Source organism: Anaerolineae bacterium, from assembly GCA_035529315.1.
Taxonomy (GTDB): Bacteria; Desulfobacterota; Desulfobacteria; order Desulfobacterales; family ETH-SRB1; genus Desulfaltia.
Window position 1 is genome coordinate 1 of sequence record DATKWZ010000052.1, and the last position, 24195, is coordinate 24195.

Annotated in this window: 29 protein-coding genes; 5 read left to right on the forward strand and 24 right to left on the reverse strand. The window is 41.7% G+C overall.

Annotation, left to right across the window (positions count from 1 at the left end; translation table 11 throughout):
- The 6 genes from VMW78_09485 to VMW78_09510 all read right to left on the reverse strand — a co-directional run.
- Positions 1–1403 (reverse strand): AMIN domain-containing protein (locus tag VMW78_09485; protein HUV51234.1); only part of this gene is annotated, 1403 nt, incomplete at its 3' end.
- A 3-nt stretch (positions 1404–1406) separates the two neighbouring features.
- The gene (locus VMW78_09490) at positions 1407–2135 is read right to left on the reverse strand and encodes a pilus assembly protein PilP (protein ID HUV51235.1); all 729 of its coding nucleotides are present in this window, start codon (positions 2133–2135) and stop codon (positions 1407–1409) included.
- 8 nt (positions 2136–2143) lie between these two features.
- On the reverse strand, positions 2144–2767 hold the full coding sequence (locus VMW78_09495) for a type 4a pilus biogenesis protein PilO (protein ID HUV51236.1): 624 nt from the start codon (positions 2765–2767) through the stop codon (positions 2144–2146).
- Between the two features lie 36 nt (positions 2768–2803).
- Positions 2804–3343: a PilN domain-containing protein gene (locus tag VMW78_09500; GenBank protein HUV51237.1), complete on the reverse strand. Its 540-nt coding sequence runs from the start codon at positions 3341–3343 to the stop codon at positions 2804–2806.
- Positions 3340–4395 carry a type IV pilus assembly protein PilM gene (pilM, locus tag VMW78_09505; protein HUV51238.1) on the reverse strand — a complete coding sequence of 352 codons (1056 nt, stop codon included), beginning with the start codon at positions 4393–4395 and terminating at the stop codon, positions 3340–3342. The genes VMW78_09500 and pilM overlap by 4 nt, the downstream gene beginning before the upstream one ends.
- Before the next feature lie 9 nt (positions 4396–4404).
- Positions 4405–4602, reverse strand: coding sequence for a helix-turn-helix transcriptional regulator (locus VMW78_09510; GenBank protein HUV51239.1), 198 nt, complete (start codon positions 4600–4602; stop codon positions 4405–4407).
- A 370-nt stretch (positions 4603–4972) separates the two neighbouring features.
- On the opposite strand from VMW78_09510, the gene VMW78_09515 reads away from it, so the two are divergent.
- The 5 genes from VMW78_09515 (at position 4973) to VMW78_09535 (ending at position 11016) form a co-directional block, all read left to right on the forward strand.
- Complete coding sequence (locus VMW78_09515) at positions 4973–5743, forward strand: ABC transporter permease (protein ID HUV51240.1); 771 nt, start codon at positions 4973–4975, stop codon at positions 5741–5743.
- Between the two features lie 194 nt (positions 5744–5937).
- Entirely contained in the window at positions 5938–6681 is a 744-nt protein-coding gene (locus VMW78_09520) for an ABC transporter ATP-binding protein (protein HUV51241.1), read from the forward strand.
- A complete protein-coding gene (locus tag VMW78_09525; GenBank protein HUV51242.1) occupies positions 6669–8048 on the forward strand; it encodes an MlaD family protein in 1380 nt (459 codons plus the stop codon). The genes VMW78_09520 and VMW78_09525 overlap by 13 nt, the downstream gene beginning before the upstream one ends.
- A gap of 34 nt (positions 8049–8082) precedes the next feature.
- The gene (locus tag VMW78_09530; protein ID HUV51243.1) at positions 8083–9507 is read left to right on the forward strand and encodes an ATP-binding protein; all 1425 of its coding nucleotides are present in this window, start codon (positions 8083–8085) and stop codon (positions 9505–9507) included.
- 138 nt (positions 9508–9645) lie between these two features.
- A complete protein-coding gene (locus VMW78_09535) occupies positions 9646–11016 on the forward strand; it encodes a sigma-54 dependent transcriptional regulator (GenBank protein ID HUV51244.1) in 1371 nt (456 codons plus the stop codon).
- Between the two features lie 582 nt (positions 11017–11598).
- Here the strand turns inward: VMW78_09535 and VMW78_09540 are convergent.
- From VMW78_09540 to VMW78_09625, 18 genes are all read right to left on the reverse strand, one after another.
- Positions 11599–12234, reverse strand: a complete 636-nt coding sequence (locus tag VMW78_09540) for an MBL fold metallo-hydrolase (protein HUV51245.1) — start codon at positions 12232–12234, stop codon at positions 11599–11601.
- 260 nt (positions 12235–12494) lie between these two features.
- On the reverse strand, positions 12495–12680 hold the full coding sequence (locus tag VMW78_09545; GenBank protein HUV51246.1) for a hypothetical protein: 186 nt from the start codon (positions 12678–12680) through the stop codon (positions 12495–12497).
- Positions 12677–13123, reverse strand: a complete 447-nt coding sequence (locus tag VMW78_09550; GenBank protein HUV51247.1) for an iron-sulfur cluster assembly scaffold protein — start codon at positions 13121–13123, stop codon at positions 12677–12679. The genes VMW78_09545 and VMW78_09550 overlap by 4 nt, the downstream gene beginning before the upstream one ends.
- 40 nt (positions 13124–13163) lie before the next feature.
- Positions 13164–13814, reverse strand: coding sequence for a NifB/NifX family molybdenum-iron cluster-binding protein (locus VMW78_09555; GenBank protein ID HUV51248.1), 651 nt, complete (start codon positions 13812–13814; stop codon positions 13164–13166).
- A gap of 109 nt (positions 13815–13923) precedes the next feature.
- Entirely contained in the window at positions 13924–14280 is a 357-nt protein-coding gene (locus VMW78_09560; protein HUV51249.1) for a NifB/NifX family molybdenum-iron cluster-binding protein, read from the reverse strand.
- Positions 14281–14294: 14 nt separating this feature from the next.
- Entirely contained in the window at positions 14295–14684 is a 390-nt protein-coding gene (locus VMW78_09565; GenBank protein ID HUV51250.1) for a NifB/NifX family molybdenum-iron cluster-binding protein, read from the reverse strand.
- Between the two features lie 37 nt (positions 14685–14721).
- The gene (locus VMW78_09570) at positions 14722–15600 is read right to left on the reverse strand and encodes a P-loop NTPase (GenBank protein HUV51251.1); all 879 of its coding nucleotides are present in this window, start codon (positions 15598–15600) and stop codon (positions 14722–14724) included.
- A 6-nt stretch (positions 15601–15606) separates the two neighbouring features.
- Positions 15607–16452, reverse strand: coding sequence for an ATP-binding protein (locus VMW78_09575; protein HUV51252.1), 846 nt, complete (start codon positions 16450–16452; stop codon positions 15607–15609).
- Positions 16453–16475: 23 nt separating this feature from the next.
- Positions 16476–16862, reverse strand: a complete 387-nt coding sequence (locus tag VMW78_09580; GenBank protein HUV51253.1) for a response regulator — start codon at positions 16860–16862, stop codon at positions 16476–16478.
- A 215-nt stretch (positions 16863–17077) separates the two neighbouring features.
- Entirely contained in the window at positions 17078–17260 is a 183-nt protein-coding gene (locus VMW78_09585) for a hypothetical protein (protein ID HUV51254.1), read from the reverse strand.
- A complete protein-coding gene (locus VMW78_09590) occupies positions 17257–17481 on the reverse strand; it encodes a hypothetical protein (GenBank protein HUV51255.1) in 225 nt (74 codons plus the stop codon). The genes VMW78_09585 and VMW78_09590 overlap by 4 nt, the downstream gene beginning before the upstream one ends.
- A 199-nt stretch (positions 17482–17680) precedes the next feature.
- Positions 17681–19060: a sigma 54-interacting transcriptional regulator gene (locus VMW78_09595; protein HUV51256.1), complete on the reverse strand. Its 1380-nt coding sequence runs from the start codon at positions 19058–19060 to the stop codon at positions 17681–17683.
- A 147-nt stretch (positions 19061–19207) separates the two neighbouring features.
- Positions 19208–19894 carry a tetratricopeptide repeat protein gene (locus tag VMW78_09600; protein ID HUV51257.1) on the reverse strand — a complete coding sequence of 229 codons (687 nt, stop codon included), beginning with the start codon at positions 19892–19894 and terminating at the stop codon, positions 19208–19210.
- 301 nt (positions 19895–20195) lie between these two features.
- Positions 20196–20624, reverse strand: a complete 429-nt coding sequence (locus VMW78_09605; protein HUV51258.1) for an SH3 domain-containing protein — start codon at positions 20622–20624, stop codon at positions 20196–20198.
- Positions 20625–20641: 17 nt separating this feature from the next.
- Positions 20642–22819 (reverse strand): ferrous iron transport protein B, encoded by a 2178-nt coding sequence (gene feoB, locus VMW78_09610; GenBank protein ID HUV51259.1) that lies wholly within the window; start codon positions 22817–22819, stop codon positions 20642–20644.
- A complete protein-coding gene (locus tag VMW78_09615; GenBank protein ID HUV51260.1) occupies positions 22819–23058 on the reverse strand; it encodes a FeoA family protein in 240 nt (79 codons plus the stop codon). The genes feoB and VMW78_09615 overlap by 1 nt, the downstream gene beginning before the upstream one ends.
- 41 nt (positions 23059–23099) lie before the next feature.
- Entirely contained in the window at positions 23100–23774 is a 675-nt protein-coding gene (locus tag VMW78_09620) for a transcriptional repressor (protein HUV51261.1), read from the reverse strand.
- 142 nt (positions 23775–23916) lie between these two features.
- Positions 23917–24162 carry a zinc ribbon domain-containing protein gene (locus tag VMW78_09625; GenBank protein HUV51262.1) on the reverse strand — a complete coding sequence of 82 codons (246 nt, stop codon included), beginning with the start codon at positions 24160–24162 and terminating at the stop codon, positions 23917–23919.
- Positions 24163–24195 lie beyond the last annotated feature (33 nt).

Here is a 24195-nt window from a genome sequence, read left to right on the forward strand (position 1 = left end):
GTTAATAGCTTTTCAAGATGCGGCAGCATATCGGTTTTTGCATTGGAATAGTTGACAGGAATATATTTGGTAACAAGTGGTCCAAGAGTTTTTCGCTCCTCTCTGGCTTTTTGCGCCGTACTTATCTCAGCCTGCTTGAAATCCCCTTCTTTCTTGAGTGTTTCAAGGGTGGCAATCCTTATTATATTTCCTTCAGAAGTTTGGCCGAGCTGGTTCATCTTCAGTATCAGGTCGAGCGCCTGGTCCCAGGGCACAGGTTTTGCGAGGGTCAGAGTAACCTTGCCGGTTACATCCTTGTCTATTGCAAAGTTTTTCCCGCTTACCTCCATTAAAATGAGAAACACATTTTTGATATCCGTATCATAGAAATCAAGCGCTATCTTTTCCCCTGTATATTCCCCGGCAAGTTTCGGCGGCAATACTTTATCTTCGGCCTTTTTATCTTCAATTTCTTCCTCCCCGGCAGTTGCCTGCATTACAACCTTCTTCCAGGATGGGAGATCAGCCTCTTCAGCCGGTCTGGGAGGGATCGAAGATGCATCAAAATGGACCAACAAAAGATCATCTGCCTGTTCGACATAATAGGGAACCGATTCGCGCATCTCTATTACAATTATTGAACCGGTTTTTAAATCAGAAGTCTGCGTTGGCGTAATACGATCAACAGCGCTGTTAAAACGGGTGGTTATCAGCGGCCGTTTGCGATAGTCCGGAAGATTGGTGTTGAAAAGTATCAGCTTAAGCCTTTTATCCGCGGCCTTATCCATTTTGTATTCAACAGGCCTTGTTGTTCCGATAATAATAGTTGATTTGCCGGCATCTTCGCTTGAAAAATCCACCCGGTTAACCCATGCAGGTTTTTTATCCTTATCCTCTTCCAGGGCGGTTTCTGCCGGCATATTTACTTCAGCCGTATTGATGTTTGATGTGTCTTGCGCGGAAGCGGTTATTTTACCTGTTTTTGCAAATGATATTTGAAGGCCGTTTCCTTCACGGGATACTTCATAAGGAGCATCCTGTCTTAATGCGATCTCAACCTTGGAGGTATGCCCGTTTTCGGTCAGCGCGGAAGCTTTAATCGACGCAACAATATCGCTGTCCGGGGTCAGAGCGGTTTCAATTTCTCCAAGAGCTGTTCCGGGAAAGTACAGCGCCACACCTAAAGGCATAGGCTGCTTCACAGAAGTATAGGTCAGCAGCTGCTCTGCTTTAATTAATACGGCAAGCGATTCAGAACCTTCTGCCGTGCTGATATCCGTGATGAGATTAAGAGACTCTCCGGCTTCCTGATCTGCCTGCTTTACCGCCTTGCTCGAAGCACATCCTGCAAAAAGCATCAGCAGAATTATCATCAGAATTGACAAAGCCCTGTTTTTTGAAAATTTCATAATTTTGTAAAACATTTTTTATTCTCCAGACGGTTTCTGAAGTTTCAGTTCCTGTGGATCAATATAATAAGCCCTGCCATTGATTTTGTTGATTTTGGCTTCAAACTGTTTGCCGTCAATATTAATAAAGCTTTTACCACTGATTTCGGTTATAAAAAAGTTTTTACCGTCAATATCGTATATGCGACCCTTATCCACATCCTCAACCGGCAGCAACGGTTCATCGACAATTACCATGTCTTTTAATATCCGGCTTACCCTGCCGCAATTTATCCCGATAAATGTGCCTTTTTCAATAACATATCCCCTGCCGGAAGCCTCTTCCACCATTGCCCTGTCTCCGCTTGAAGCTCGAATTATTCCCACAAGCTTCAACTGGCTTAAATCCGTCTTTTGCAGGGGAGTATGCGGAATGCATATCCCTTCTTTCCCCATTCCCGTGGCCTCTTCATCCCCTGCAGCCGGCTTTTCTTCTTTGAATAAAGGAGCAAACGGGTCAATCTTTCCTTCAGGATTGTAAAGCCTGATTTCGACGGCAACCGGCTCAGGTTTTAAAGCAATTTCCCTGCCGGCATTATCCGTTTCCGGAGTTGATAAAGCTACGGGCTTCTTGATTGTCTTTTCAGTTTCAATAACGATCTTTTTACTGAATACCTTTGGTTGAAGTGGCGGCGAGGCCTTGTCCTCACAACCCAAAACCAGGAAAACGGAAAACAATAAACATGTAGACAAAAGATATTTAAACATAAGTTTTTTTATTTTTTCTTTTCCGCTGACTTCTCAGGAGGAGCTTCATCGATGAACTTGTAAGTGATGGCGCTGCATGAAGTGATGAGCTCGTCGCTACCCTTCAGAGAAGTCATCTTTATTTCTTGTATATTAACAATTCTTGGTAAACTCGCGACCTTGTCAAAAAAAAGCCCGACATTGTGATAGTTGCCTGCCACCTGAATTGACACAGGAATTTCAGCATAAAAATCCTTTTTTATTTCCGTTCTTGGCTGAAACAGGATAAACTCCAAGCCGACAACCTGGCCGGCTTGTGAAATGCCTGCCAGTAAAGCCGGTATCTCCTGTTTTTCCGGCAATGCTTTCATTACAAGCCTGTAATCCTTTTCCGCCTCTTTCATATTGTTTCGGAATTTTCCCAGTTGTATTGAATTTATTTTGGCCGAAGCAAACTGTTGCTCAAGCTTATCATAATTCTGGCTTAATTTATCGATTGTCTTGTATTTGGGGAGACAACAAAAATATACAAAAGCGCCTATCAAAAGCGTTATGCTGCCGTAATATATCAGCATCCTTTGTTTCTTTGAGATTTTTTCGATCTTTTCAAAAACAGGCGAAAACAATTCCAATGATATTTTAATCTTTTTCATTTATTTTTTTGCCCTGCCTGCAAAGTTGACACACCTTTAGCTTTCGCATGTAATTTCAAAACTTTTGAGATTTATACTTTCTTTAAATTTTTGTTGTTTTGTGGTTTTCAATTCCACCTTCTTAAAAAGCTTTGAGTCCTCAAGACATGTCATAAAATCGGCTACTGTTTTATTGTCTAAAGCAACACCTTTAATGTTGACGGTCTTTTCTTTTGTCTCAAGCATGTTCAGCCACATCCGTTTTTCAACAACCATCTCCGTCATGGCATCGAGCAGACGAACGGAATCTTCACGACTCAGCCCAAGATTTTTAATGACCTCTGTTTTCTTTGTCAGCAGTTCCAACTTCGTTTTGATAGATGTTATTTCATCGTTGATCTTATTATATTGTGTCAGCTCATTTGTGATTTTATTTGTCCTGGTATTCAAATCCTGTATCTTGCTGTTTAATCTAATATTATAATAGATCATAATCAGAGTGATCAATAAAAAAGACAGCAGAAAAATGGAGATCTGACGTCGTACATTCTCCTTTTTACGTGCAACACGAAATGGCAGAAGATTAATTCGTATCATTTGTCATCAATTTTTCTAATTGCCAGGCCCATGCTGATGGCGGCCTGAGGGGCTATTCGTTCAAGGTATGAAATATCAAGACTTTTTTTATTTATTTGAATATTTTTAAAGGGATTAATTATTTCCACTTCAGATAATGTTTCTACGGCCAGAAGTTCGCGAAATTCCTTAATATAAGATCCTCCACCGCTCAGCATAATCCTTTTTATCTTATTATCAGGGTATGCGGAATAAAAAAAGTCAAGCGCGTGCCTTATTTCATCGCACCAGTCATCTACCACCGATAAAATAATTTCTTTTACATCATCAGGCGAAATTCTGTCCGGCTGTTCGCCGTATTTAAGCTGTTCGGCCTCCTCGTAGGAACAATCAATAAGTGAAACGATTTTCCTGTTTATCATACTACATCCAAGTGTCACGTCTCTAGTGAATAAGAAAGAATTACCCTTCAGTATATTCAACGAGGTCTTACTTGCGCCGATATCAATAAGAGCTATGCCTTCATCTTCCAAAGCATAATTCAGTTCAAAGATATTTTGCAGTGCAAAAGCATCAATATCTATCACACAGGGATTAAGCCCGGCCATCTCTATAAGATTGACATAACTGTCGACAACCTCCTTTTTGACTGCAACAAGAAGCACGTCCATCTGATTCGGGTTGTTTTCAGCCTCTCCAAGTATCTGGTAATCAAGATTAACATCGCTTATAGCAAACGGAATATACTGCTCTGCCTCAGAATTAATAGATTTCTGAAGTTGATCTTCCGTCATTGTTTGAACGCTGATCTTTTTTACAATTACAGAAAGTCCCCCGATTGATATGGCGACATCCTGCGTCTTAAAATCATTTTCGTTAAAGAGTTTGCGAATTGAAGCTGCAACCTTGTCGGCATCCTTAATAACCCCTTCTTCGATAGCGCCGTAGGCCATATCCAGCATCCCGAAATGCTGCAGGCTGTGCCCGCTTTTTGTTTCTACAATTTCACTGGCTTTTAAAACCCTGGAACCTATGTCTAAGCCAACAAGATTTGATGTTTTTCTGAATAACATAATATACTCTTAACTACTAAATATCTTCTTTTTATCTGAAAGCCCAAAACCCAGCGCTAAAAGAATTTTTCGTTTAGTTTCCATTCTACACTTCATGCCTTTTTCTATGCGAGCAATAGTAATCGGCGAAATATTTGCTTCCCTGGCAAGTTCGGATTTGCTCATCATAAGAGATTCTCTAATTTCTTTTAATGAATTCTTACTCATATATGTAACCCTCTACAGCTTTATTATTTCTTAAATCAAACATAATATATGTTATTTACCAAAGAGTCATAATTAAGTCAAGATAATTATATATAATTATACATCTTTTATCTATAATTAGGTATAATTATCTTATATTGTGTTGTTTTTAATTTAGTCACTATATATTGTGTTATTTAGCCCCTGACCATATTTCCAGGCAAAGCCGATGATCCCTGCCCTTGTCTAAAGGGCTGGGTTTCCCATGATATAATAAAGGTTTAGCCTTGACTTTAAGAGTCGATTCCATATATGGATAATTGGATGCTGGGATGATATGGGGTTGAAGGATAAAGATGGGTTGCAAATCAACGAAGCAGATAGAGAGCCGATGATACGCTTACTTGAACGTGTGGGAAGACCCTTTCTAATTGCTGTTGAAGAATCCGGCAGGATTATACTGCTTTTAATTTCCGCAATCACCTGGATGTTGCGCCCGCCGTTTCGTTTCCGGCTTATTTTTAAGCAGATGGAGTTTGTTGGAGTCAACTCGATCTTTGTTGTGTTGATAACAGGAATATTTACCGGCATGGTGTTTGCCCTTCAATCGTATTATGGTTTCAAAATGTTCGGGGGTGAAAGCCTGGTCGGCGCAACCGTTGCGTTGGGTCTGACGCGGGAATTAGGGCCTGTTTTTACCGCCTTAATGGTTACGGGACGCGTAGGTTCGGCAATGACCGCCGAACTCGGAACCATGAAGGTTACAGAGCAGATTGATGCTTTGCATAGCATGTCTGTCAACCCGATTCACTATCTTGTGATGCCGCGCATAGTTGCCGCAATATTTATGCTGCCTGTTTTGACAATAGTATCCGATTTTGTCGGCATTCTCGGCGGCTATTTTGTCGGCGTAGAGATGCTGAAAATCAATTCCGGAATTTTTATAGCTAAAATTGTTGAATTTGTTGATCTTGAAGATATTTTTAACGGTCTTATCAAAGCTGCATGTTTTGGGCTGATACTTTCCCTGATAGGATGTTATAAAGGAATTCGTACAACCGGCGGAGCCGAAGGGGTTGGTAAGGCAACCACCCAGTCGGTCGTCCTGTCATCGGTAACAATCTTTATTAGCGATTATTTTCTTACGTCATTTATGTTCTAATCCTGATGAATTCGCAAAAAGTCAAAAAACACGTCATTGCGAGCAAAGCGAAGCAATCTTATGGATTACGACACCCTGTAATTACTTGATAGCGCTGACGGTTAGCACTGATGCTTCATTCGTGTTACTACGTATCCCGCTTTCGCAGAGACACACAGGGCGGGAATGACAGAATTTTGGACTGTATAGTTCTAATGATCGAACTTATAAAAGTATGTAAATCATTTAAAGGCCAAAAGGTTTTAGACAATCTTGATCTCAGGATTGAGCCTGAAATGATTACCGTTATTATCGGCGGGAGTGGCGGAGGCAAAAGTGTTCTTTTAAAACATATTATGGGCCTTATTAAACCTGATTCAGGCCAGGTGCTTGTTAATGGCATTGATACTGCAAAGCTAAACGATAAGGAGCTCAACGAAATGCGAAAAATGTTCGGGATGCTTTTCCAGGACGCAGCGCTTTTTGATTCAATGACGGTTGGAGAAAATGTTGCATTCCCGCTCAAAGAGCATACAAAATTATCTAAAAAGGAAATCAGTGAAATCGTAGAAGAAAAATTATTACAGGTTGGTTTAAAAAATGTAACACACAAGATGCCTTCTGAGCTGTCAGGAGGAATGCGAAAGCGTGTCGGGCTTGCAAGGGCTATCGCGCTTAATCCTAAAATTGTGTTGTTTGACGAACCCACAACCGGTCTTGATCCTATTATGTGCGAAAGCATTGACGACCTTATTATAAATACACAGCTTAACACAAAGGCAACCTTTGTCGTTATTAGTCACGATATCGGATCTACTTTCAAGATTGCGCATAAGGTGGCAATGTTGTATGAAGGAAAGATTATAAAAACAGGAACTCCCGAAGAAATACGATCGTCTAATAATCCTGTTATTAAACGGTTCATTAGCAGGGAAATCGAAAAAGCATGTCAAACTTAACTGTTGAAGCAAAAGTAGGTGTTTTTGTAGTAGCCGGAATTCTCATCCTGACATATATGTCAATGCGGGTTGGAGGAGTGAGCTTTAAAAGAGCAAAGGGATATGATGTTAATGTATATTTTGACTCTGCAACAGGTCTTGCAGAGGATGTTCAGGTAGAAATTGCCGGCGTGGAGGTCGGCAGGGTTCGCAAGATTTCTCTGGAAAACGGAAAAGCGCTGGTTGCTTTAAGAATTAATTCCAATGTAAGGCTGACAAGGGATGTAGAGGCTGTTATCAGGACCAAGGGTATTCTTGGCGATAAATATATTGAACTTGTCCAGGGATCTCCTTCCGCTCCCCAGCTAAAAGAGGGTGACAGGATCGTCAAAACAGTCCCAACAACGGACATGGATACCCTTATGATTACCCTGGGAGATGTGGCAAAAAATATCAACAGGCTGACAAATTCCCTGGCAAATGTTGTCGGCGGCGAAAAGGGGGAGGCTTCACTTAACTCTATCGTTGAAAATATTAAAGAAATGGTTGAAACCTTAAATAAAACCGTTCAGGAAAACAATCATGATGTCACAAACATAATTGCCAATCTGTCCAAGTTTTCAGGAACATTAAACAAAATAGGAGATACTAACAGGGAGGATATCCGCGGTATAATATCTAATGTGCGCAAGGCCTCCGAAAAAATGGAGGTGCTGTTCGCCGACATTAACGAGATTACGTCCAAGATTAATCAGGGCAAAGGAAGCATCGGAAAGCTGGTAAACGAGGATGAAACAGTAGAAAATATTAATACCTCTCTCGTCAGCATAAACGATTATCTCCAGAAACAGGACGAATATAAAACATATCTTGATTATAGAGGAGAATATCTTTTTGACAGTAATGAAGTTAAATCTTATCTTTCGCTTCGCATTCAACCCAGGGAGGATAAATATTATCTGCTTCAGGTATTGGACGATCCAAGCGGAAAGGAAGAGATAAAAGATACCACAACAAACGGAAATACTACACGTACAGTGGAAAACGACAAGGATGCACTCAAATTTTCAGCACAGATAGCAAAACGATATTATGACATCGGATTGCGCGGCGGTCTTTTCGAATCTACCGGTGGTGTCGGCCTTGATTACTATCTCTTCAGTGACTGCTTGACCCTTTCACTCGAAGCCTTTGATTTTGATCCGGACAGAAACGCACACCTGAAATTCAAAGCCGACTATAAACCGTTTAAACACATCTATATAACCTCGGGATTTGACGATTTTATAAGTGACGAAGGAAAAGAATCCTTTTTTATCGGAGCTGGAATCAGCTTTGCGGATGATGATATTAAAAGTATTTTATCAGACATCCCGATTCCTAAGTAAAAGATAATATTGAACGCGCCGCATTTTAATAAATATGATTTCCAAACCTTCAGATGAAAAAGTCAAACCATTCAAACTGGTAAAGTATTTCACCTTTACAAGCCTGATATTAACCTTTTCAGGGATACTGATTTTAGCTGGTCTCAACAATCACTGGTCAAGAATGATGCAGATCAAGAAGAGTGAAGACTATGCCAAGCTTCTTGTAGCAAATCTTAATCATCAGGTTTATATGAAATTTTACCTTCCTCTTTCCATAACACACCAGAAGGTAATCCGGCTCAGCGAAGAAAAATATTATAAAAGAATGGATATGATCGTCAAAAGCACTTTACATAGCTTCAATGTAGAAAAGGTAAATATTTATGATAAGAATAACACAATTATTTACAGTTATGATCAAAAACTGATAGGTTCCGAGAATGTCGGAGACAAAGGGTATATAAGCGCTCTTTCAGACGCATCAACATCAAAACTGATTCAAAGAGGCAACTTTTTTCAGATCCTGTTTGGATTTCCCCAAGATGTTAAATTGATTACATTTGCTCCATTACGCACGGAAGAGCCTTTGCCGACGTTAAAAAGACAGGTTTTTGGTGTTTTTGAAATCGTTCAAGACATATCAGAAGATTTTAAAACAATTTTTCGATTTCAGATACTTGCTATTATCACGATTGCCCTGATTATGGGCGCTCTTTTTTTGGCCCTTTTCTTTGTAGTCAAGAGGGGAGAGGCAATTATTGAAAACAGAGCCCTGGAAAGGCTGCGGCTTAAGGAGCAATTAACTAAAGCGAGACATCTGTCTTCGCTGGGAGAGATGGTAGCGGGTGTATCCCATGAAATCCGGAATCCATTAGGGATCATCAGGAGTTCAGCCGATCTTCTAAAGAAAAAAATGAACCATTTTGATCCTTCAAGCACTATTCCGGATATAATTTTAGAAGAATCGGATCGACTGAATAATATAATAACAGATTTTTTAAATTTTGCGAAACCTAAAATGCCGAATCTTGTACCGTGCCATGTTGAAGAAGTGCTTGACAGAAATATTACCTTTCTTGAGCCACAGATAAAAAAACAGGGCTATATAATTAAGAAGCATTATGATAATAATCTCCCGAAAATAATGGCCGATTCCGCCATGTTATATCAGGCATTCCTTAACATATTGATAAACTCCATGCAGGCCATGCCGGGTGGCGGGGAAATAGATATTCAGCTTACTTCAAAGGATGACTCAGTAACAATTACTTTTGAAGATCAAGGGGAAGGTATGCCGGAAGATGTTATGGAAAAGATATGGGAACCTTTTTTTACTACAAAGGAAAAGGGGACGGGCCTGGGCCTGGGCATTGTAAAAAACATCATCGAAATGCATGAAGGAAGCATCCGGATTGACAACAAACCTGCTCATGGAGCCTGTGTTAGAATTGAATTGCCGGTTCACAGTGCAATATGAAAATAATAACTCTGTGCTCTGAATTCTTAAACCGCGACCTTATAACCCTGAACCGTGAACCCTGAACTGTTGAACCTGTGAACAGATATAAATAGTTTTTATGATGTCTGAAGTTATATACTAATAAAGGTATCATCAATGGAAACCATTCTAATCGTAGATGATGAAAAAAATTATCCACCCATATTAAGCGCTGTGCTGGAAGAAGAAGGTTTTGCGACCTTAACCGCCAATAGCGGCCAAGAGGCGCTTGAAATTCTGAATAACTCCGATGTTGACCTTGTTTTAACCGATATGAAAATGCCTTCAATGGACGGTATTGAATTGCTTGAAAAGATCAAGACCAAAAACACCGATCTTCCGGTCATAATGATGACTGCTTACGGCACAGTGGAAAAGGCGGTACAGGCAATGCAAAAAGGGGCTTACAACTACATTCTTAAGCCTTTTGATAATGAAACGCTGGTTGTTTATGTGAACAAAGCGGTTTCAATGTACCGCGTAGTCAAAGAAAACATATACCTGCGTGATGTTGTAAGGTTAAAGTACAGTTTCAGCAACATAATCGGCAAAAGCAAGGCAATGCAGGATGTTTTTGAGATAATCCGTAAAGTTGCGCCAACCAATGCGACCGTCCTGATCGAGGGTGAAAGCGGCACAGGAAAAGAGCTGGCGGCAAAAGCCATTCACTTTAACAGCCCAAGGCGTGGCAAACCTTTTATTGCCGTAAACTGCAGCGCCCTTGCTGAAAATCTTCTTGAAAGCGAACTTTTCGGCCACGAAAAAGGGTCATTTACCGGTGCCATAGCCATGAAAAAGGGGCGGTTTGAAATGGCTGATGAGGGGACACTGTTTCTGGATGAAATAGGCGAGCTTTCACAAGGTCTCCAGGTAAAACTATTACGGGTTCTTCAGGAAAAGGTTGTTGAAAGGGTCGGCGGAGTTAAGCCGCTTTCCGTCAATATCCGTATTATTGCCGCCACGAACAAACAGTTAAAGGAAGAGATGAATCATGGCCGCTTCAGGGAGGACCTGTTTTACAGATTGAATGTAGTAAATATTGTCCTGCCGCCCCTGAAACAACGTATAGATGATCTCCGGCTTTTAATTGATCACTTTATAAAAAAATATGCTGATGAACGCGGTTCAGATACTCCTGTTAAGGGTCTTGACAATGAAGTTGAACGTCTTTTTAACAATTACAACTGGCCCGGAAATGTTCGGGAGCTGGAGAATGTTATTGAGAGGGCGATGATTATGTGTTCTGATGAAATCATCAGGGTGTCCGATCTTCCCAGGGATTTCAGGAACAATGTTGACAGTTCAATGTATCTTGACGGAATACCCAGCAATGCAAAATTATATGAGACTCTTGCTCTGGTTGAAAACAATATGATCAAAAGGGCTTTGAAGCTCACAAATAATGTTCAGTCCAATGCTGCTGAACTTTTAGGCATCGGCAAAAGCGGCCTGAGCAAAAAAATAAGCAGACACGAACTATTACCCTAATTGAGACACTTTAGCCCTTTGTAAAAAATCAGCTTGTTTGCGTCCTCTGCGGTGAATATAAAACGGGTTGAAATCAAACGTAAAGTAATGGATTTTGATAAAGATTTACAGGATGAGTTTTGATGTTTTAATCCTGAATATCCTGTTAATCCTGTCCAAAAAGTCTCTTTAAAAACGCAATTAGTTTCCAAATGGAAACCAGGCGTTTCTAAATGGAAACAAATTTTGGTAATAATAAATAGTTTATAAGGGCAAGAAATCTTGATAAGGAACACAACCTATTGATAATTCAGCAATAAAGGAGTTGGGCGCATTAGCCATACAACCTGGCACGCAAGTTGCTTAGCTAATAGATAACCTGATAATTTTTTCCATCTGTTTTTCTCCTTAACGGCCAAGCATACCCCCCATGTTTGGCCGATTTTTTTTGTTCCTAAAACCCTATATTTTTTCGCCCTTTATGCTCTTAACCTCGGCTTCCTCCTGCAATGCCTGTACCAAAGATTGAGGGCTTAGCTCTTCAGCCCATAGCCTTCAAATCCGCCCGCAAGTCAGCCCCCCAATCGTAATCGGTTTTCATAGCTATAACGCAATTATTTTTCCCGCGCCGCCGAGCATATATTTTTCAGGATACCGTGTCGCGATTTCCTGTATATACTGAGTGCAATGGGTTGGGCAAATTTTTTTCAGATCATTTATCATGTCGAAATCATTGAATCCGTGCAGGCCGCCGACCAGTGTGGTAACGTTGCCGAATCTGGATGCCGCCCCGACAATTTCCCGCACCCCCGGATGGGAACATCCCGCGATAACAACCACTTCATCCCCTATTCGGACGACAAGGGATTGCTCAATATGTTTAAGCTCGCCTGTGGAATAGATATTCTCACAAATTTTAAGCGCATCATTGATCCTTACCGTGTTAACGGCTTTATCGGCTCCTTTGCAGGAATTCGGTAGATACACGCTACCCTGGTTTTTTTTCAAAACATCCAAAAGCCCGCCCGTGTGGTCCCAGTGATCATGTGATATAAAAACCATGTCTATTTCAGAAGGATCAATATCGAGTTTTTTCATGTTATTAAGCAGAATCCCGCCTTTTGCGCCTGTATCAAAAAGAATCTTCCGGTTGTATGCTTCAACAAGGCAGGAAAATCCCCGGTCCGGCGTAAGATTTTTTTCCCATGCGGTATTGTCGTATATAATAGTGATTTTCATGAGACTGCTTTATCCAAAAATACCTATGGATTTAATTTCCGGAATTTCTTTTCCAAGCATGCATTTAAAACAGTTAGTCAATGGGCAGCTGTTCATATTCTTTTCACAGCGGAGACTTGCAGCTCTTGTCATTTTTGCTGATTTTTTTCATCCGTATGAGCAAAACCGATCGGTTTTATTTCCACTTTCATATATCCCATAGGGGGCTATTTCAGTGATATTCATGCGTGCCCAGCACCACTGGCACACCGGTTGTCTCCTCAAGGATTTTTGCCATTTCTTCCGGGGAAATATAGGGGCATGCCGGTATTCGATGCATTTGAAATCATTTTGCCCACCCAGTCCGCTGTGTCTACTCGATAAACACCTTTTTCATCTCGACCTGCAATTTTTTTGGCGTTTTCAACATTTACATGTACAGTAATTAATTCTTTGGATGCCGTCATTTTTCGCCCGGTATATTGTCTTTAATTAAATAGCTGTGCAACGCTTCCTGGAGTGTCTCTGCGGCAAGCAAGGCGCAGTGCTCATCCTCTTTTGGAAATTTGCCGATTTTTTGTAATACAATTTCACCGGTGATTTCAGAAAGTTCATCAGGATTTTTCCCGATTGCCATCTCTGCTGTAAAAGAACCGCATACCGTGCTTGAACCACAGCCATCAGTGAGATATGATGCTTCACTTACACGGTCATTTTTAAATTTCAGGTAAATTTCCATTGTGTCACCGCAGCTACCCGTAATACGCCCATGCGCATCAGGATTTTCCAGCTTTCCTTTGTAGAGAGGATTGCGCCAGCGCTGAAAACCTGCTTCCCCGAAGGCTTCTTTCGTTTCATCAAATATCTGCTCCTGCAGAGTTTCTACAAAAGCATCAAAATGGTCGCCCATACGAATTCTTCCTTTTGTTAAAATTAAATGATATGAAAATTTATTTTAGGTTTTTGATTCTGGATTCAATATTTTCCATCTGTTTTTTCAATTCTCGAGCCTGTTCCTGCAGCAGCTTTAACTCTTTTTCCTTTGATAAATCACCTGAAGCCTCCCGATCAGCCGGCGGCATGCCGATACCGCGGCCCATACCTTTTCCACCACCCATACCCATGCCTCTGCCGCCGCCCATACCTCTGCCTCCTCCCATACCCATGCCTCTGCCGCCACCCATGCCCATTTTTCGGCTAAATACCGGCTTTCCGGAATTCTGCATTGATCCTGATCCGCCAGCGCCGAATTTTTCAGAAACATTACCATCCGCAGCCGAGACCAAAAAACCTTTTTTATATTTTTCCACAGCATCCCGGACTGTTCCGGTCTGTCCGACATAAATTTCAATGTCTGCTGCAGAAAGCGCCTGTGCCGCTTTTGGCCCGCAATTGCCTGTCAGCACTGCTTTGACTCCCTGAGAAGCCACAAAACTGGCAGATTGAATACCTGCACTGCCTGAAAGGACGGCATTTTCATTTTCAAATGCATCAAAGCGCATGTCATTTGTTTCGACAATTACGAAACACTTGCACCTGCCAAAACGCGGATCAATTTGAGATGTTAAATCATTTCCGGTGGAGCTTACAGCGACTTTCATTTCTGAACCTCCTTATTCATAGCTACACCTTTCTTTCAAAAACGCCGCTAATATACACTGTGTATGTTTTGCGTTATATGCGCTTGCTGTCAGAAAAATTCAGATCTTTTTAGGATTGCCCTTCGACATTAGCGCCGTCAGCAAAGGACACTTTACCTTCATTAAAGGCTTTTACAGCATCTCTAACCGTACCACTGACATTATTTGCCACCTTTACCCCTGCAGCCTCAAGCGTCTTAAACGCATTAGGGCCGCAGAAACCTGTAAGCAAAACCTCTGCTTTGTCGCTTACCATGGCGGCAGCCTGAATCCCGGCGCCTTTAAACGCGTTTACATTCTCTGAATTATTCAACACTTCAACCTCAAGACTGATTGTGTTTACTATAAGAATATACTCAGCGCGCCCGAATCTGGGGTCAATCTGTGAATCAATATCTGTTCCTTTTGATGTAACAGCTATTTTCATTTTCTATTTCTCCTTTAGGCCGGATTCGTTCCACCACCACCGCAAACCTGGTCGTTTGCAATAATTTGCAGTTCGTCTGCGATAAGATCTTCAACCACAGGCCTTATGTCAGCCCGTTCACCATCATAATAGACATCAATACCCACCTGCCTGAACCCCATAAGCGGTCGCATGCCGATTCCTCCGACGACGAGAGCGTTAACTTTATGTTCTGCCAGCAGGTTGACAGGAACCATGCATCCGCCCTGGACATGTTCCTGGTTCTGCAGTGTTGAAACATTTTTTATTTCTCCGTTTTCCACATCAATAAAAGTAAACACTTCACAATGACCGAAATGTCCTGCCCTGGTTCCGTCAAGACCCCCCTGTCCGTTGGATGGAACTGCAATTCTTCCGTTTTTCATAATAAAAGTTCTCCTTATTTAATAATATTTTAATCCATTATTCCTTTTTGTTCATGGCCGGTGATGTCATAATTTGGTTCCATATCTCTCTGACGATCAGACTGATCTTTGAGTCATTTTTATATTCAATGATATTTTTACCCTGAATCATAGATTCTGTAAAAACAGGGTCAAACGGAATACGACCGAGAACCGACAGGTTTTTCTTTCGGGCCAGTTTTTCAATCGCCTCTGCCTGCTCAGGATTCAAATCAGCCTTGTTAACGCATACCATGCACGGCACTTTAAAATTGGCTGCAAGCTGCGTGACCCGTTCCATATCATGCAGCCCGGAAACCGTGGGCTCAGCTACAATAATCAGAGCGGTAGCACCGCCGAGTGAAGCGATAACAGGACACCCTATGCCTGGCGGGCCATCGGTAAGGATCAGGTCGATATTTTTACTTTCAGCGAGCTTTTTTGCCTCCTGCCTGACAAGAACAACCAGCTTGCCGGAATTTTCTTCAGCAATGCCGAGTCTTGCATGAACCATCGGGCCAAACCGTGTTTCTGAAATGTACCATTCTCCGCATGTTTTGATCGGAAAATCGATTGCCCGTTCAGGGCAGAGATCCACACAGACCCCGCAGCCTTCGCATTCAATTTCATCAACCTTAAAACCTTCTTTAACAGCATCAAACCGGCAAACTTCCATACAGAGACCGCACCCGGTGCATTGATCCGGATTAATGACCGCAATGCCGCCGCCCTTAAAATAGGTGCGTTGTTTGATATCAGGGGCCATCAGCAGATGGAGGTCTGAGGCATCTACATCCGCATCGCACAGAACACTGTTTTTTGACAGAGACGCAAAAGCAGCTGTCAAACTTGTTTTTCCGGTACCGCCTTTGCCGCTTAAAACCACCAGTTCTCTCATTGAATTTCATTTCCTTTGCCCAACCAGTTTTTCAACCTGACTGTATAATTTTAGAAATTTCTCTTTCCACTCAGGCATCTCTTCCACAATAGGCCTCCCCCTTGAATAGGCTTCAGCGATTCGCCGGTCAAAGGGAATCTCCATCAAAATCGGCAGGTTTTCCTGCCCGGCATACTCTTGTACCCGGCTGTCACCGATATCTGAACGGTTAATGACCAGACCGTGGGGAATGCCCAAAATTTTAACCGCCTCAAGCGCCAGTTTCAGGTCATGGAGACCGAAAGGCGTGGGCTCGGTTACCAATAAAACAAAATCAGTGTTTTTCATGGCGGCAATAACCGGGCATGACGTACCCGGAGGCGCATCAATAATATTGATTTTATCAGACCGGGCAAAGGATCTGACTTTTTTGATCAGGGGAGGGGACATTGCTTCACCAATCCTGAGACGTCCATGCACAAAATCGATATTATTTAGACTGCCTTTTTCAATTACACCGAGTTCACGGCCGGTTTCGGTTATGGCATCTTCAGGACATACCACCATACAACCGCCGCAACTGTGACACAGTTCCGGAAACGTGAGAACGGTTTCTCCGACTATGGCGATAACCTTGAACCGGCAAATATCAACGCATTTCCGGCAGAAAGTACATTTATCCTCATCGATTTCAGGCACAGGTGTAAAAACAGTTATGGTTTCTTCAATTAGTGGATTTAAAAAGAGATGGCAATTGGGTTCTTCCACATCACAATCCAGCAGTTGAACACCGGATTCAAGTGAAAGCGCCAGATTTGTGGCCACGGTTGTCTTGCCTGTTCCACCTTTTCCGCTTGCAATACTTATAATCATAAGCAAAAAGACTCCTTGTTTAATCAGCCTGTTCTGTTTGTAATGCTTAAAATATTCTTAAGGTACTGCAACAGATTTTCTGCATGAATTTTATCCGGCCGGGGCGGCAGTTGCATAAGAATACCAAGCCCCTCGCTTGCTGCATGAAAATCCTCGGATGAAAGAGAACTGACTGCGGCACAATTGATCATCGGATTTGTTGAAACCAGTTTTTCCACGAATTTAAGACCGGTCATGTCGGAAAGTGATTCATCAGTCACTACCAGTTCAAAGCTATTAACTGAAATCATGGAGAGGGCATTGACGCCGGACACTGCCCGTGAAATGCTCAAATTGACATTTTTTTCCATGTTTGATGCTAAATCGGTAAAAAAATCTTTATCAGAACTTACCAGTAATATATGTATCATTTATCTCGCCTGCATTGAACTGTTTTGAACCATTTAAATATATTGTGAAGCTGCAATCCAGTATCCTCCATATCCTTTCAACTAAAATTTCCCCGCATCAGCCCTCAGTAAATTTGTTTTCACTGAAGGCTGATTAAGGGAAAGGAAATATTGCATCCAAGCGGGTACAATTGCAAAACATACTGTTTTTAACAACTTTACTGATTGATATTCCTTTAAAAAAGTCTGGCGTTGCTCGGTTGTTGAGCAAAATAATTATTCTTTTTACCATGTCTGCGACACTGTTTCCCGCATCCCGGCATTGAAAATGCCGGGATAATCGGTTTGCCTTTTGCAAAAGAGTCAATCACCCTGTCCGCATTGCCGGAAATAAAAGGAATAAGTTCTATGCCGTTCACTGCAATGATATTTGCAGGCACTTCCGAAATAGCCCGCATATCAGGACGGATATACCCATTTGTTTCAGCATCTCCGCAAGACGTGATGATATTACAGGATTAAAAGGCGCAAATTGTCTGTTTAATACTTCGCCGTTTGCTATCTCCGCTAAAAGAAGCGTGTTTGCAACATCAAACACCGGTGAAATCCGGTCTTCCCAGACAGTAAGCGCAATTTTCATAATCCTGAATGACCTCCTTATTTATAAAAGAAGTAGCAAACAACATGCCAATGTGTCATTGCGAATTGATTTAACGCTGATATTTAATAATTGCGAATACTTATGGTGCAGATGCGGCTATTGCATGGTTTTGCGCAGGCAGAAAGACGTGCAAAAAGGCGACTCAAAAAGTCGCAATTATGCAACATTATGAATGGTTTTATTTTCGGTCGGAGCGCCCGTCAATTTTTGGAAGAACTATCCCCAGCTTATTGATCTTTCGGAAAAGCGTGCTTTTATGCATTCCGAGATCTTTGGCCGCAGCCTTGCGGTTATAGTTGTTCCGTTTCAGTACATCCGCTATGATCTTTATTTCCGCTGATTTTAAAGTATCATGTTCTGTTGCATGTTTATCCGCAGCCAGAGATTGCAAAGACAGGTTGATCGGCATATGTCGCAACTGAATTTTTCCCACCATGCACAGCACAAAGGCATGCTCGATAATATTTTCCAGCTCCCTGATATTACCGGGGAAATCATAGTGCATAAGCGCTTCAAGCGCCTCCTGATCAATACCGGTTACGGCCTTTCCGCGAATTCTGTTTAACTTGCCGATAAATCGCTCGACAAGAAGCGGGATGTCTCCCATCCGTTCCCGAAGCGGGGGGAGTTTCAGCAGTACCACATTGATGCGGTAAAAGAGATCCTGACGAAACGCACCCTTGTCCACCATCTCAGAAAGGTTTTGATTGGTTGCGGCGATAATTCTGACATTCGCCTTTACTTTTTTTACAGCACCTAAGGGTTGAAATTCTCTTTCTTCAATGACCCTCAGAAGCCTGATCTGAAATGCGGGGCTGGTGTCCCCGATTTCATCAAGAAAGATCGTGCCGCCTTCCGCCAGGGCAAAGTGTCCCGGTTTGTTTTTGACCGCATTGGTAAAGGCGCCGGCCTTGTAGCCGAAAAGCTCTGACTCAAGCAGCGTGTCCGGGAGGGCGCCACAGTTAATGGCAACGAAAGGCTCATTTTTACGGTGGCTTAAATTGTGGATTGCCCTTGCCGCCAGCTCTTTGCCGGTGCCTGTTTCTCCCTCAATAAGTACCGTGCTGTCACTTTCAGACACCTGCGGCAGGATATTAAAAATTTTTTTCATCGCCGTGCTGCTGCTTACCATATCCCCCATCTGAAAACGAGCGGAAAGCTCCTTCCGTAATTCTTCCACGAGACTATGGTCCCGGAATGTCTCGACCCCGCCAAGGATTTCTCCTTTTTTATCTTTTAAAAGGGAGGTGGATGCCGTGATGGGGATGCGTTTTTTTTCACTGTTAATAATATGGGTAGACGTACTGACAAACGATTTGCCTTCTTTCATCGTTCTTTTTAAGGCGCAATCACCTTCACACATGTTTGAACGAAAAACTTCCCAGCAGTGCCTCCCGATTGCTTCCTTTCGGGAAATCCCGGTTATCTCCTCAGCGGCGTGGTTGAACGAGGTGATTTGCCAGTTGTGGTCTATCGTAAAAACACCATCGGATATACTTTCAAGAATAATTTCCGTTGTGATTTCATCCAGTTTTACAGTTCTTTGTGGTTTTGTCATTTTCCGTTATTTAAAAGGCGAATTTTCAATAATATTATGTTTAGAAGGGCTGTCTATAAGAGCTTTTTGAATTCGCTCGCATTCTCCGCAGTTAGCGCAATTTGTGATGGCAACTTGTTGGAAATAAGGGAGCGTTTTGCAAAGATCTCAACCGCTTACCCTTTCGCTTGCGATCTCAATATAGATTGAATCAGTATGGTCGGAAATAATCTTCTTAAAAGCAGCTATGCTTTTCTCGTTCTCACCCATTGCCGCATAAAGCCGGCCCAGATTGAAAAGAGCATCATCTTTCATTATAGTGCCTGATTGCGCAACAATCATTTCAAAACAGTTCACTGCGGCCTTGTAATCTTTTTTTTCTTCATGATTGTAACCTGTTCCGCTTAGAATAAATGTTTCAATCGATGGGTGATTTTTAAAGTCTTTTAAAGATTTATCATATAAGGCTGTTGCCTTTTCATAATCTCCCGCATTGTAACAAATATTGGCATATATAAGCCCTGCAAGTTTTGCGGCATCTCTTCTTGAATATTTTTTTATAATAAAATCAAAATTCTGCCCAAAATCCTGGTAAGCCTTTTCAGGTCCATTATCCTTTAAAATAAAATTATATCCGGTTATAGCCTGGTCCAGCAAGGCGAATGCCCTGTTTTCGGCTTTATTTGAAAAATACCGAATCCCTGAAACAACAATTATAAGCAATGCAATTACACCAAGGACAAATGATATTTGAACCTTATATTTTATCGCGGATTCTAATAATCTGGATGAAAGGCTTATAAATTCATCCGGTCCTTTTATCAGTTGTTTTCTCGTTATCTTTTTCTTAGCCATTTTTCTCCTTTAATATTTGATTAATTCGTAAAAAGATAGATTATGCCGCCTGCGGTACTGTGACCGAAAATAACTGACATGTTCGACGAATTTGACTTTTTAAGATGCTATCAGAAGTAGTTGGAGTAAAATTCACAATTCACAATTAGCAATTGATTATTGACAATTTGCAGTGATAAATTAAGTAGTTATCGGCACCGACCCATTTTGTATAATAATTAATAATCAATTGTGAATTACTAATTGTTAACGATTCCCCACTTATTTAAGCGCTTATGCTCCTGATCCACGATGGTTTTAATCACCAGACCAAAGACTGGTGGATCCACCCGCTGTCTCCATCAGCATGCTGAATATTAATCCACTTGCCTTTTTGTTTAATAACCTTAAACGAAATTCCTTTCTCAACATAAAATAATATCTTATAGTTTAAGCCCGGCCCTGACCGGATGTTGCACTTTACATTCTTTGTGATAACAGAGGGAGTTTTATTGACAAGTGATTTATGCACCCACCCTTCATCCTCTTCAAAATCACGAAAAAAGTACCATGGCCCTGATTTTTTTATAATTACAATGGGATAATATTTTTCAACCTTCCATAAGATATCATAATCACTGCCCGGCCCGGAACGTATGTTGGCGACTGACGATTCCACAGTTAAGCGTTCAGCCAGGGCAATGCCGCTAAATATTATAAAAAAAATTATCGCTGCAACTATATATTTCAAGTTTTGCATCGCCTTCTTTAGTTAATCCCTATAATCTTTCCTCCCTGATACACACAAAAACACACAATCCATGCAAGAGACGTGCTGTACAGAAGAGAGAAAAGCATCCACTTAAAGCCCCCTGTTTCCCGCCAGATGGTTCCCATTGTGGCAATACATGGAAGATACAAAAGAACAAAAAGCATCATTGAAAAAGCGGAAAGAGGGGTCATGTTGGATTTGACAAGAGCGCTCTGAAGAGCATCAGGCTCTTTTTCAACAGCATAAAGTATGCCCATTGAGCTGACAACGATTTCCTTGGCCACAACACCGGTAAGAAGCGCCACACTTCCGCGCCAGTCTATTCCAAGAGGCGCAAACAGAGGAGCAATGCTCTTGCCGATTTTCCCCATAAAAGATTTTTCCGTCTTTTCCGCTCTCCGGGCCATTATAAGCTTTGCTATGGCCGCATCCTTTTTTTTCTCAATCACATCTCTTTCAGATTTACCGGCAGCCGTAATTTCCGCCTCATATAAAGCTTCTACCCTGACAATTTCTGATGCATAATCTAAAGAATATCGTATGTTCCCGGGAAATGCCGAAAGTGCCCAGATAATAATTGAACCAACAAGTATCACGCCTCCCATCTTCTTTAAAAACATCTTGCCGCGGTCCCACATGTGAATCAAAAGGCTGCTGATCATGGGAGCCCTGTATGGAGGCAGCTCCATTACAAACGGAGCATCAGCCCCTTTTAACAGAGTGGCCCTGAACAATCGTCCGGATACAAAGGAAACTATTATTCCGACAAGATAAACTGCAAATATTACCGTGCCGGCCTTTGCGCTGAAAAAGGCGCCTGCAAGAACTATATAAATAGGTAGTTTAGCCGAGCAGGACATAAAGGGGGTAATAAGAATTGTAAGAATGCGGTCCTTTTCACTCTCAAGAGTCCGGGAGGCTATTACGGCAGGAACATTGCAGCCAAAGCCCATAAGCATCGGTATAAAAGACTTTCCGTGAAGACCGATAACATGCATTATTCTGTCCATCAGAAAAGCCGCTCTTGCCATATAGCCTGTATCTTCAAAGATGGCTATAAAGAAAAAAAGGATTAAAATATTCGGCAAAAAGATTATAACGCTCCCTACTCCGGGAATTATTCCATTTATAATGAGATCTTTCAAAACAGAGTCCGGGAGCAGGCTGTTCAGCCCTATGGCAAGAATAGTAACCCCCCTGTCAATCCACTCCATTGGATAGGCTCCCAGGGAAAAGGTAAGCTGAAACATGGCCCAGATAAATACAATAAAGATAGGAAACCCGAAATGCCGGTTCGTTAAAACAAGGTCGATATTTCTGGATATATCAACACGATTTTGCGATGAACTTGTAAGCGTCTCCTTTACTATTCCGGCAATAAAACCATACCGTTCATCGGTCATAACTATTTCAGGATCATCATTAAAACGATCCATGAGGTGCGCGCGAAGCGTTTTAACCTCCTGAAGCAAATCATCTCCTTTGCCCTCTGCCTTCCGGAAAATCCGTTCCATTACGATTTTATCATTTTCAAGCAGTTTTATTGCTGTCCATCTCAAATTATAGCCGGGCTTTACTTCAACTTTATTTTCAATAAAATCTTGAAGCTTAACAATCGCATTTTCAATATCCTTGCTGTATTTGACCTTCCGTTTTTGCTGGATTTCTGCTGTTGACCCGGCCAGCTCAATAGCCTTTTTTAACAGTGTATCAATCCCCTCATTTTTATTGCCCACAGTAAATACTACAGGCAGATCAAGCAGTTCGGAAAGCTTTTCAGCATCGATTCTGGTCCCATGTGCCCGGACAACATCCGCCATATTAAGGGCAAATATAACCCTGCAATCGATTTCTCTTAACTGTGTTGCGAGATAAAGGCTTCGTTCCAGGTTGGATGCATCAATAATATCGATTACCACATCCGGACATTCTTCAAGGACAAAATCCCTTGCAATTATCTCCTCAATGGAAAATGGCGTTAAACTGTAAGTTCCCGGAAGATCGACAATTTTAAGATCATAACCGTATTTGCTGACTATCCCCTCTTTTTTTTCAACCGTTACCCCGGGCCAGTTTCCAACCTTCTGCCTGGTTCCGGTAATATTGTTAAATATTGTTGTCTTGCCTGAATTCGGGTTGCCTGCAAGAGCTATAGTTATACTCTTTTTATGCATTACAAAGAATCCTGTTTAACATCATCGACCGTTATTTGGGCAGCCTCTTCAACGCGAAGGGATATATGATAGCCTTTAACTATCAATTCAAGCGGATCTTTAAGGGGCGCATATTTTTCAACATACACCCGGGTTCCCTTAAGAATGCCCATCTCTCTTATCCTTCTTTGCAAGATGCCATTACCGCCCATGCCGGATATTATTCCGCTTTGCCCCTTCTTCATTTCACTCAGCAGCATATTCAATTCTCCGTGTCAGTATTGATGGTTTTGCAAAAAGTCTAAACCAGGCAACAAAGTATTTTTTGCGACAGGCCGCGCCCCAACACGTAACGGTTGCAATCTATTGCAATAACCACCTGCCCCTTGCCGATATTGGTAATCACATCTATTGTATCCCCGATCTTCAAACCCATTGACAATAAACGCATGCGTGCGCCTGTGCCGCCTGTAAAATCTTTGATAACAAGCTGTTCACCCTGTTTAGCCATAACAAGTGGTATTGTCTGTTTTCGCTCTTTAAGACACTGAGGGCATATACCGTAAATCTCCATCTTGTGCTGGAGTATGTGAAAATCGTAATTTTCAGCTATCTGTATCTGTAAAAGCTCAAGCCGCTTGTCGTGAAATTCAATAATTCTTCCACATTTTGTGCAGATCATATGATCATGGTGCCGGCATAAATGTCTGTGCTCATACCTCACAAGCCCGCTGTCGAACCTGTTTGCCTGAGCAAAACCAAAGCGGCACATAAGCTTGATGGTGTCTCTTACAAAATCGGGCTCAAAATGAAATCCCTGGTCCTCAAGAATCTGAACCAGTTCGCCGATGGTAACATGCTGTTCTGTTTTCAAAAAAACTTCAAGAACCTTGAATCTGTCCTCAAAATTATCAATAAGCTCCTGCTTAAAAAGCTTTTTAAACTGCTGCTTTTCCTGACTGTGGATCTGTTTCATAGAGACTTTTTTGACAGGATTAACAGGATGTTCAGGATTAAAACATCACAACTCATCCTGTTAATCCTCATCAAAACCCTTTACTTTGTGTTTGATTTCAACTTTCAAATAACTTAAACTTCAGATAATTTTTCAAAGGGCTCTACCTGCTCAGCCCCGGTATATCATAGGTAGTGCAGGAGCCGGATGAACATTGCCTTGTCTTAACGCCCCCCTCTTGACCTTTGCCTGAACCACTGCTCATGGAATAGTTGGTTGTGCTGATAATTCGCTCAAATTCCTCGGACTTACATTTAGGACATCTAAGCTCGCTCTCTTCATCCTGACCCATTACAAGCAGCTCAAAATATTCCTGGCATTTTAAACATTTAAATTCATATATCGGCATAGCTACCCTCCTTTAAAACATATCTGTAATAGT

Excerpts from the sequence above, each read along its gene's own strand:
- VMW78_09525 (HUV51242.1), top strand. The coding sequence starts at position 6,669 with ATGTCAAACTTAACTGTTGAAGCAAAAGTAGGTGTTTTTGTAGTAGCC.
- VMW78_09565 (HUV51250.1), bottom strand. The coding sequence starts at position 14,684 with ATGAAAAACGGAAGAATTGCAGTTCCATCCAACGGACAGGGGGGTCTT.
- VMW78_09555 (HUV51248.1), bottom strand. The coding sequence starts at position 13,814 with ATGAAAGTCGCTGTAAGCTCCACCGGAAATGATTTAACATCTCAAATT.
- VMW78_09535 (HUV51244.1), top strand. The coding sequence starts at position 9,646 with ATGGAAACCATTCTAATCGTAGATGATGAAAAAAATTATCCACCCATA.
- VMW78_09520 (HUV51241.1), top strand. The coding sequence starts at position 5,938 with ATGATCGAACTTATAAAAGTATGTAAATCATTTAAAGGCCAAAAGGTT.
- VMW78_09600 (HUV51257.1), bottom strand. The coding sequence starts at position 19,894 with ATGGCTAAGAAAAAGATAACGAGAAAACAACTGATAAAAGGACCGGAT.
- VMW78_09550 (HUV51247.1), bottom strand. The coding sequence starts at position 13,123 with ATGGGCGACCATTTTGATGCTTTTGTAGAAACTCTGCAGGAGCAGATA.
- VMW78_09495 (HUV51236.1), bottom strand. The coding sequence starts at position 2,767 with ATGAAAAAGATTAAAATATCATTGGAATTGTTTTCGCCTGTTTTTGAA.
- VMW78_09620 (HUV51261.1), bottom strand. The coding sequence starts at position 23,774 with ATGAAACAGATCCACAGTCAGGAAAAGCAGCAGTTTAAAAAGCTTTTT.
- VMW78_09560 (HUV51249.1), bottom strand. The coding sequence starts at position 14,280 with ATGAAAATAGCTGTTACATCAAAAGGAACAGATATTGATTCACAGATT.
- VMW78_09625 (HUV51262.1), bottom strand. The coding sequence starts at position 24,162 with ATGCCGATATATGAATTTAAATGTTTAAAATGCCAGGAATATTTTGAG.
- pilM (HUV51238.1), bottom strand. The coding sequence starts at position 4,395 with ATGTTATTCAGAAAAACATCAAATCTTGTTGGCTTAGACATAGGTTCC.
- VMW78_09500 (HUV51237.1), bottom strand. The coding sequence starts at position 3,343 with ATGATACGAATTAATCTTCTGCCATTTCGTGTTGCACGTAAAAAGGAG.
- VMW78_09515 (HUV51240.1), top strand. The coding sequence starts at position 4,973 with ATGATACGCTTACTTGAACGTGTGGGAAGACCCTTTCTAATTGCTGTT.
- VMW78_09595 (HUV51256.1), bottom strand. The coding sequence starts at position 19,060 with ATGACAAAACCACAAAGAACTGTAAAACTGGATGAAATCACAACGGAA.
- VMW78_09570 (HUV51251.1), bottom strand. The coding sequence starts at position 15,600 with ATGAGAGAACTGGTGGTTTTAAGCGGCAAAGGCGGTACCGGAAAAACA.
- VMW78_09590 (HUV51255.1), bottom strand. The coding sequence starts at position 17,481 with ATGAAAATTGCGCTTACTGTCTGGGAAGACCGGATTTCACCGGTGTTT.
- VMW78_09580 (HUV51253.1), bottom strand. The coding sequence starts at position 16,862 with ATGATACATATATTACTGGTAAGTTCTGATAAAGATTTTTTTACCGAT.
- VMW78_09510 (HUV51239.1), bottom strand. The coding sequence starts at position 4,602 with ATGAGTAAGAATTCATTAAAAGAAATTAGAGAATCTCTTATGATGAGC.
- VMW78_09540 (HUV51245.1), bottom strand. The coding sequence starts at position 12,234 with ATGAAAATCACTATTATATACGACAATACCGCATGGGAAAAAAATCTT.
- VMW78_09615 (HUV51260.1), bottom strand. The coding sequence starts at position 23,058 with ATGCTGCTGAGTGAAATGAAGAAGGGGCAAAGCGGAATAATATCCGGC.
- VMW78_09530 (HUV51243.1), top strand. The coding sequence starts at position 8,083 with ATGATTTCCAAACCTTCAGATGAAAAAGTCAAACCATTCAAACTGGTA.
- feoB (HUV51259.1), bottom strand. The coding sequence starts at position 22,819 with ATGCATAAAAAGAGTATAACTATAGCTCTTGCAGGCAACCCGAATTCA.
- VMW78_09575 (HUV51252.1), bottom strand. The coding sequence starts at position 16,452 with ATGATTATAAGTATTGCAAGCGGAAAAGGTGGAACAGGCAAGACAACC.
- VMW78_09545 (HUV51246.1), bottom strand. The coding sequence starts at position 12,680 with ATGACGGCATCCAAAGAATTAATTACTGTACATGTAAATGTTGAAAAC.
- VMW78_09490 (HUV51235.1), bottom strand. The coding sequence starts at position 2,135 with ATGTTTAAATATCTTTTGTCTACATGTTTATTGTTTTCCGTTTTCCTG.